This is a genomic window from Pseudomonas sp. CFBP 8771 (assembly GCF_014841695.1).
Lineage (GTDB): Bacteria > Pseudomonadota > Gammaproteobacteria > Pseudomonadales > Pseudomonadaceae > Aquipseudomonas > Aquipseudomonas baltica.
The window spans coordinates 376,876-385,204 of the sequence record NZ_JACYUJ010000007.1 but is presented as its reverse complement, the minus strand read 5'-3'; the positions used below and the strand labels follow the sequence as shown (position 1 = coordinate 385,204).

Annotated in this window: 7 protein-coding genes; 4 read left to right on the top strand and 3 right to left on the bottom strand. The window is 55.7% G+C overall.

The window, feature by feature from the left end; translation table 11 throughout:
• Positions 1 to 46: 46 nt before the first annotated feature.
• The 3 genes from IFT80_RS18310 to IFT80_RS18300 all read right to left on the bottom strand — a co-directional run bounded on the left by IFT80_RS18310 (position 47) and on the right by IFT80_RS18300 (position 3,593).
• Positions 47 to 895 (bottom strand): DUF4123 domain-containing protein, encoded by an 849-nt coding sequence (locus IFT80_RS18310; RefSeq protein ID WP_192138037.1) that lies wholly within the window; start codon positions 893 to 895, stop codon positions 47 to 49.
• Positions 892 to 2,967: a type VI secretion system Vgr family protein gene (locus IFT80_RS18305; RefSeq protein ID WP_192138036.1), complete on the bottom strand. Its 2,076-nt coding sequence runs from the start codon at positions 2,965 to 2,967 to the stop codon at positions 892 to 894. Before IFT80_RS18305 ends, IFT80_RS18310 begins: the two co-directional genes overlap by 4 nt.
• Positions 2,968 to 3,074: 107 nt before the next feature.
• Positions 3,075 to 3,593: an Hcp family type VI secretion system effector gene (locus IFT80_RS18300; protein WP_192138035.1), complete on the bottom strand. Its 519-nt coding sequence runs from the start codon at positions 3,591 to 3,593 to the stop codon at positions 3,075 to 3,077.
• A gap of 709 nt (positions 3,594 to 4,302) precedes the next feature.
• Here IFT80_RS18300 and tssA point away from each other — a divergent pair.
• The 4 genes from tssA to tssE are packed head-to-tail and all read left to right on the top strand — an operon-like array spanning position 4,303 to position 8,319.
• Positions 4,303 to 5,859 (top strand): type VI secretion system protein TssA, encoded by a 1,557-nt coding sequence (gene tssA / locus IFT80_RS18295; RefSeq protein WP_192138034.1) that lies wholly within the window; start codon positions 4,303 to 4,305, stop codon positions 5,857 to 5,859.
• Positions 5,860 to 5,891: 32 nt separating this feature from the next.
• Positions 5,892 to 6,395 (top strand): type VI secretion system contractile sheath small subunit, encoded by a 504-nt coding sequence (gene tssB / locus IFT80_RS18290; protein ID WP_192138033.1) that lies wholly within the window; start codon positions 5,892 to 5,894, stop codon positions 6,393 to 6,395.
• 28 nt (positions 6,396 to 6,423) lie between these two features.
• Positions 6,424 to 7,899 (top strand): type VI secretion system contractile sheath large subunit, encoded by a 1,476-nt coding sequence (gene tssC / locus IFT80_RS18285; RefSeq protein WP_192138046.1) that lies wholly within the window; start codon positions 6,424 to 6,426, stop codon positions 7,897 to 7,899.
• Positions 7,900 to 7,911: 12 nt separating this feature from the next.
• Complete coding sequence (tssE, locus tag IFT80_RS18280; RefSeq protein WP_192138032.1) at positions 7,912 to 8,319, top strand: type VI secretion system baseplate subunit TssE; 408 nt, start codon at positions 7,912 to 7,914, stop codon at positions 8,317 to 8,319.
• Positions 8,320 to 8,329: the final 10 nt, after the last annotated feature.

The window sequence follows — 8,329 nt, the reverse complement described above, 5'->3', positions numbered from 1 at the left end:
ATTAGGGCAAGGCAACTGCCGATAATCAAACTGTGAATGACGCGTTTCATACCGGGGCGTCTCCCTGCCAATACAGCGCTTCCTGATAAACCCGGTCAAAGTGCATCGTTGGAGTTTCGTTTGGCTGGGGTAGCCAGGTCTTGGGTGGGGTGTAACCCGACGCCTGCAAGCTTTGCGTCATCAAAAAATGAATGCTGTCAGGTTCTTGCCAGCCCCAGGAGTGCGCCAGGTCGAGTTGGCCGCGTAACCAGGTATCAATGTCTTGCTGCTGGGCCAGATCGAGCAACTTATCGGTGTGTTCGCGGACCAGGTAACGGCGCGTATTGTCGAACTGAATGCTCTTGAATGTGGCTTCTGGCGTAGGGGTATGACTCCAGGCGGGGTCTGTCGGCAGGGGATGAACACCAGGATTAGGGTTATCGGTGACCGTCCAATGCTCAGCCTGCCAGTAACACACGCTGGTCATGAGGCCGAGGTAGTCCGCACGCTGCTCGGGTTGCAGATAGGCCAGTGCACGCCCCAGTACGCGGTTGTCGTGAAACCGATAAAGCGCTTGATTCGGGCGCTCACCCGTCACTAGACGGTTCTGCCAATGCGTGGTCAACGCATCAAGGTCGGAGCTTGCAGCGCTCGCAAGCCAACCCCAGTGACGGTCTGGGGTATTGAGCAGGGCCCGAAGGACCGGATGTTCTGCTGCGCCTAAGTGAAATAGGTAGGGTGCAACGTTCGCCAATGAGTCAGCAGGTGTACCCGTATATAAGTTGCGGTACCGGTCAACTCCAACTTCGCTGACCAGCGTATTGCGTTCCTCGAGTTGGCCATCAGAGTCCAGTACCAAGTAAAGGTGTCGTCCCTGCTTGGTTTGCTCCTGTAGCCATTGTTCAAGGGTATTCATGCACTTTCTCCAATGCTGCATAGGCCGTCGTGACAGGCCTCGCAGAGCGGGCAGTAGTCGGCTGCTTGCTGCTTGGCGGCGATCGAGAGGGACAGTGGATTAGCGATAGTCGCCTGTGGTGCGCCGGCCAGCGCCTGTGCGGCTTGAAGCGAAGGAATACCTGCTACGGGCGCACCTCCCTGGACGATGGGCACGCTACTGAAAATCCCTCCTGCGGTGATGAGGATGTGCTGGCCACCGGCCTGCAGCGTCAAGCTCATTCCGGCATTGATTACCACGTTGGCGGCGGAGACATGGGCTTGTGTACCGGCCTGAATTACCAGCGTACCGTCTGCCGTAGTGCTGCTGTTACCGGTGATGCTGATCAGTTCGTTACCACCGATCACCGTGTTACGCAGACCTTGGGTGGTGTGCAGTTCGTCACCCTTGATCAAGCTGGAACTGTTGTTGTCCACTTGCTCAAAGCGGTCATGCCTGATCAGGCTGTGACTGTTGCGAGTAATTTGCTCGCTACGGTCGTTACCGATCTTGGTGTCGCTGTCGTTGAGGATCACCTGTTCCATGTCGCGCTGAGCACGCAGGTAGATCAACTCCTGGCCACTGCGGTCTTCAATTGATAACTCGTTGTAGCCACCACTGGCGGGCGAGCTTTGGCTACGCAGGACCGTTTTGGTTTTGTTCGCGGGCAACGGGTAGGGCACAGGCGTGACTTTGCTGGGCACGCAACCGGTAATCAACGGATTGTCGGGGTTACCTTCCAGGTAGGTCACCACCACTTCCATGCCGATGCGCGGGATGGTCACCGCACCGAAACCGTCTCCCGCCCAACTGGATGACACCCGTAGCCAGCAACTGCTCTTGTCGCTGCCCAGTTCGGCGCGGTCCCAATGGAACTCGACCTTAACCCGCCCGTACTCATCGCAATAGATTTCTTCCCCTGCAGGGCCGGTGACTCGGGCAGTCTGACTGACCAATATCGACTTACGCGTGACCAATGGGGGGCGGTAGAACACGTCCCAAGGAATTGCGCTGAAGCTATTGCGGTAACCTTGAGTGAAGCCGTCTTCGGATTTGACGTCGCTGGTGATCGCCTCCTCCAGTGACTGGGGCTGCTTGCCTGCGTGCGTCACACTAAGCAGCAGCCACAACGCGTTGCACTGCTGACGCGGGTGTTCAATCAGGTCGAAGAAGTGGCCACTGCGCAGAATTGGCTGGTCGCTTTTACCCTCGGCCAACTGATAGTCGGCGCGGTGCCGCTCCAGGGCCTGCCGGGCAATCTGTTTGCCGAGCTTTTCATTTTCGATCAGCGCCGGGTAACGGTAGTCTTCGAGAGCAGGGCTGAACTCGGCAGTGAATTGGCTTTCCAGCAACTGGCTTGGGCGTTTTAAATCATAGCCCCGGCGCGTGGTTGTGCTGGTCCGGGTGCTGAAGCGCATGGAGAACTGGCTGACGACCGGGTGATCCGCAGCCAGGCCAGAACCTTGCTGATACGAAGTTTCACCCAGCCTGGGGAAATAGGTCTGATCATCAGTGAATACCAACAGATGGCCATCCTGGCTGTGTTGGTGGTGCCACGAAATCCCATCTTCACTGCACAACCTCTGCAGGAACTCGAAGTCGTTTTCCCCATATTGAGTGCAGTATTCGCGCTCAGGGCTGGTGCTGACATTAAAGGTAAACGCATCGGCTTGGATGCCATGTTTGTTGAGTACCTGGGCGATGATTTGCGGCACCGTCAGGTGCTGGAAGATCCGCTGGTTGTGGCTGAACTGCAAATAGTGCAGAGCAGGCACCAAAGTCAGGTGATACCGGGTCAGACGTTTACCGGCCTCGCCGACGAACACATCTTCGATGCGCCCATGTATACCTTCGCCATTCAGGCCGAACTGGAGAAAAGCCAGCTGACTGAGCAGGCTCTCCAGATCGAAATCTGGGGATTCACTGACGAGTTCAACCTGAATCGCATACAAGCTGCTGATGGATTCGGTGCCCTTGAAGGCCAGCACTTTGAAATCGTTGCGAACAGAGGGAATCAGCAACGTGAAGTGTGCAGCATTGGCCGGCGCGAACATACGCTTATCCTTAGCTGAGAGAGGAGGCACAACGCGACGCCCACCTTAGACATAATGAACGGCATCAACCGTTAGAACGGTCGATGCCGCGAAACAGCTCGTTAGTTTCAGCCTGCGACGGGGATGCGCCAGTCATCAGAACCCGAGGTGCCAGACACTTCGTGGGTCCAGGTGATTTTCCTGTAGGTGAACTCAACGTCTTCCAGATGCGTGAAGTGCGAATTCGACGGGTCCTGGCAGTTATGCATGTAATCCCTGATGTCGACGACGATCGCGTCTTCGAGTTTGGTGGTGAAGTAGTGCTCTTGGGTACCCGCTGCCGAGGTGCGATACCACTGGATAGTAATCTCGGTCAGACGCTCGCCGGAAGTCAGTGCTGCCAGCAGCAGTGGCGAGGACTTGTCGAACACCTTGGTGATTTTGACCGGTTTGTGAACGCGTTGACCGGTCGGTTGACCTGATTGCGGATCGCGGGGAATGATCACTTCGTGGCTGAAGCCCTGAACCATGACCTGGTCTTCATGACCTTCCTGGTAGGTGTTGCCGACCGAATCGGCGGTGAAAGCACCGGCGGTGATTAGACCTTGCTTGGCGCCCGTGATGGACATATACGCTGGTGTAGCCATGAATGCTCTCCTTGCTGAAAATAATATAGGGGCCTGCAGGCATGTTTACGCTGCAGGTTCCAAAACGCTGATCAAGATCTATGCCAATAAGATTGAATTCATTATTTATCAACGATATGAGTCTTAATCTGTAGATTTGGCCAGCGTCTAACACAGGGATTATCAATAAAAGTGCGCAAGAAGTTGCGCAATGCTGCGCAACTTCTTGCGCACTTGCCTGTGAGTGCTTAAGTGCGCGCCATGCAGCGGTTTGTTCACAGGGTTATCCACAATTTAGTGCGCAACTCTTGGCGCATAGTGGCGATACGATGCCGCGAAAGACGCATCCATAACGCATTAGATTTTTTTTAGGAATTTTGGTGCATTCTCAGAAACGTCCTACATATTTACCCATCGCGATGGGTGTAGGGTATCCGAAGAAAAGGGGGGCGCGTTTGTTTTCGAGAGACTCTCGAGTCGCCAGAAAGATAAGAGGAGCGTTACAGAATGTATCTATATTTCATTTTATTAGATCCGGCTGGTGAGTGCTAGAGCATCAACGCGACGGCTCGGATTTTATAAATAAACTGGTTGACGTATGCGTTTTCGATGATTGCGCTGTGCGCACATAAATCGCGCGTGCGTAGTGCCGAATCTAAAGCCTCATTGGCTGTCCAGCACCGTTACCACTCCAATCGAGTGTGGTGTGGAACTTAATTAAAGGTCGTGGATGTCCTACTCCAGCAAACTTTCTGCTCATTATCTTGAACTCGCGAAAGCCGCTGTTTCTAAAGAGAGTTTCGCGGGCGAGGACGTTCGCTTTTCGAGCGAATATGAGGCACTGGAAACCGAGCTGAGTAAAGCCTCGTCCATGCACGAAAGCGGTCAGATCGATTGGCTGAAAATCTGCGAAAACAGCGAAGCCCTCCTGCGCAGCCTGTCCAAAGATTTACGAGTCGGGGCTTGGCTCACTTGGAGTCTGTACCAGCGCGAATCTTTCCAGGGGCTATTGGCTGGCCTCGGACTTCTGCAACATCTGTGTGAGAACCATTGGGCTGAGATTCACCCGAGCAAGGCTCGCACCCGCGCAGCTGCCCTCAGTTGGTTGGTGCCGCGTCTTGAGCAGGTGCTGAACGAAAATATCGCGCTCAAAGAGCAACTGCCGCTGTTTCGCCGGATGGTCGAACACCTTGAAGGCCTCGATACGGCCTGCACCGAACATTTGGGCGATGACGCGCCACTGCTACTGCCGATTTCCCGCCGCCTGAAAAACATGGTCCAGCGTGCCGCTGATAACCAGCCGGAGCCTGGCGTGGTGGGTACTGCGGTTGCGCAGGTCAAGCAGGCCACCACGCAGCTGTTCACTCCCGGCGCGCCGATCGATAACGAGAAGGAAGCCCACAAAGCCCTGCGTGCCCAGCAGGAAAACGCCCGTCCATTGTGCGCCTGGTGGCTCAAGCAGAAAGCCACCGACCTGCGCGCGCTGCGCCTCAATCGCACGCTGTTGTGGCTGCCCATCGACACGGTTCCTGAGCGCAACACCGAGCAGATCACCGCGTTACGCGGTTTGCCGGTCGACAAACTGAAGACCTATCAGGATCGCTATGATCAAGCCAAATACGCAGACCTGATAGTGGAGCTGGAGGCGAGTTTGGCGAAGTCGCCATTCTGGTTCGATGGTCAGCGAATGGTCTGGGAATGCTTGCAAGGGCTGAACGCTGAGGTGGCGATGCGCGAAGTGGAGATTCACTTCGCGCTATTTATTCAGCGCCTGCCCGGCATCATCGAACTGCGCTTCTACAACGGCACCCCTTTCGCAGATCCGGCCACTCGCGCCTGGATCAGTGCCAACGTCACGCCGCATCTGCAAACCTCCAGTGCACCACGCAAGGTTGAAGCAACCGACACCCAATTGGCTTGGGAGTTGGCCCTGGAGGAAGTCCTGCCGATCTTGCGCAAAGACGGCTTGAAGGCTGCCGTGCAGATACTCAAGCAGGGCCTGCAAAATGCTCACGGCGGGCGAGTTAGATTTTTTTGGCAACTTGCTCTGGCCCGGCTGTGCTTTGCAGCCAAGAAGTACGAGCTGGCCAAGACCCAGCTCGAAACCCTCGACCAAACATTATACGACTCGGGTCTGCAAGCCTGGGAGCCTGATCTTGTGCTCGAAGTGCTGGATTTACTGCATAGCTGCTGCGAGTTATTACCGCAGAACCATGCTGTGCGAGAGCGTAAAGAAGAGATTTATCGCAGGTTGTGCCACCTCGATCTCGAAGTGGTACTCGAATAGGCCTCAGGGCCACAACCGCAAGGAGAAAAGCCATGGCCAAAGAAGGCTCGGTAGCCCCCAAAGAACGCATCAACGTCACCTTCAAACCCTCCACTGGCGGTGCTCAGGAAGAGATTGAATTGCCGCTGAAGCTGCTGGCAATCGGTGACTACACCCACCGCAAGGACGAACGCAAAGTCGAAGATCGCAAGCCGATCAGCATCGACAAAATAACCTTCGACGAAGTGCTGGCCAAGCAAGAGCTGGAGCTGACACTGAGCGTACCGAACCGTCTTCAGGAAGAAGGCGACACTGAAGAGCTGTCAGTGAAAGTGCGCGTCAGCTCGATGAAGGACTTCAACCCGGCCTCGCTGGTCGAGCAAGTGCCTGAGCTGAAAAAACTGATGGAGTTGCGCGATGCGCTGGTGGCCCTCAAAGGCCCGCTGGGTAATGCGCCTGCGTTCCGCAAAGCTATCGAAGGCGTTCTCGCCGACGACCAATCCCGCGGTCGCGTACTGGGTGAGCTGGGCTTGAATGCCGCAGCCCATGACGCCTGAGTCTCTATCAGCCAAGGAAGCCAACACAATGAGCACTAGCGCAGCACAGCGAAAGAGCACGGAAAACGGCGAATACAGCATTCTCGACAGCATCATTGCCGAAACCCGTCTGACGCCGGACGACGAAGCCTACGACATTGCCAAACGTGGTGTGTCGGCCTTCATCGAAGAACTGCTCAAGCCGCAAAATAACGGTGAGCCGGTCAAGAAAGCCATGGTTGATCGCATGATCGCCGAGATCGATGCCAAGCTCAGTCGTCAGATGGATGAAATCCTCCACCACCCAGACTTCCAGTCCCTGGAGTCATCGTGGCGTGGCCTGCAGTTGCTGGTCGATCGTACTAACTTCCGTGAAAACATCAAAATCGAAATCCTCAACGTCTCCAAAGAAGACTTGCTGGATGACTTCGAAGACTCGCCGGAAGTGATGCAGGCTGGCTTGTACAAGCACATTTACACCGCTGAATACGGTCAGTTTGGTGGTCAGCCTGTGGGCGCGATCATCGCCAACTACTTTCTGTCACCAAGCTCGCCGGATGTGAAGCTGATGCAGTACGTGTCCAGCGTTGCCTGTATGTCTCACGCGCCGTTCATTGCTGCGGCTGGCCCGAAGTTCTTCGGCCTGGAAAGCTTCACCGGTCTGCCGGACCTGAAGGATCTAAAAGATCACTTCGAAGGCCCGCAATTCGCCAAATGGCAGAGCTTCCGCCAGTCCGAAGATTCGCGTTACATCGGCCTGACCGTGCCACGGTTCCTCCTACGTAATCCGTACGATCCGGAAGAAAATCCGGTCAAATCGTTCGTCTACAAAGAAACCGTCGCCAATAGCCACGAGCACTACCTGTGGGGCAACACCGCCTACGCATTCGGTACCAAGCTGACCGACAGTTTCGCCAAGTTCCGCTGGTGCCCGAACATCATCGGTCCGCAGAGCGGTGGCGCGGTTGAAGACCTGCCGTTGCACCATTTCGAAAGCATGGGCGAAATCGAAACCAAGATTCCTACCGAGGTTCTGGTTAGCGACCGTAGGGAATACGAATTGGCCGAGGAAGGCTTCATTTCCCTAACCATGCGAAAAGGCTCCGATAACGCCGCGTTTTTCTCTGCGAGCTCGGTGCAGAAGCCGAAGTTCTTCGGCATCAGTGCAGAAGGCAAGGCAGCAGAACTGAACTACAAGCTCGGCACCCAACTGCCGTACATGATGATCGTCAACCGCCTGGCTCATTATTTGAAAGTGCTGCAGCGCGAGCAACTCGGTTCGTGGAAGGAGCGCACCGACCTGGAGCTTGAACTCAACAAGTGGATCCGCCAGTACGTTGCCGACCAGGAAAACCCAAGTGCCGAAGTCCGTGGCCGCCGTCCCCTGCGTGCTGCCCAGATCATCGTCAGTGATGTTGAAGGCGAGCCCGGCTGGTACCGCGTTAGCCTGAATGTGCGTCCGCATTTCAAGTACATGGGCGCCGACTTCACCTTGTCGCTGGTTGGCAAGCTGGACAAAGAGTAAGCGGAGCGACTCATGACTGGATACGGCAGCCTTTTCGAACGCCTGGGTGGCGACACGGACAAACGCGTCGGCTGGAGCCGCGAGTTTTCCGCCATGGCGTCCGTGGCTGCCCATCTGACCAAGATGCTCAGCACCCGTGCGGGCAGCGTGCAAACGCTGTCCGATTACGGGCTACCCGATCTCAATGACATGCGTCTGAGCCTGCACGACTCCCTGAGTCAGGCCCGTCTGGCCATCGAGAATTTCATCGAAGCCTACGAGCCACGCCTGAGCAATGTGCGTGTCATCTCCCTGCCGCGTGATCACGATCAGCTTCGCCTGTCCTTCAACATTGAAGGCCTGCTGGAAGTTGATGGTTTCAAGCGTCAGGTCAGTTTTTCCGTGTGCCTGGATGGTAGCGGTCAAGTCAAGGTCAGCTAATGAGGCTCGT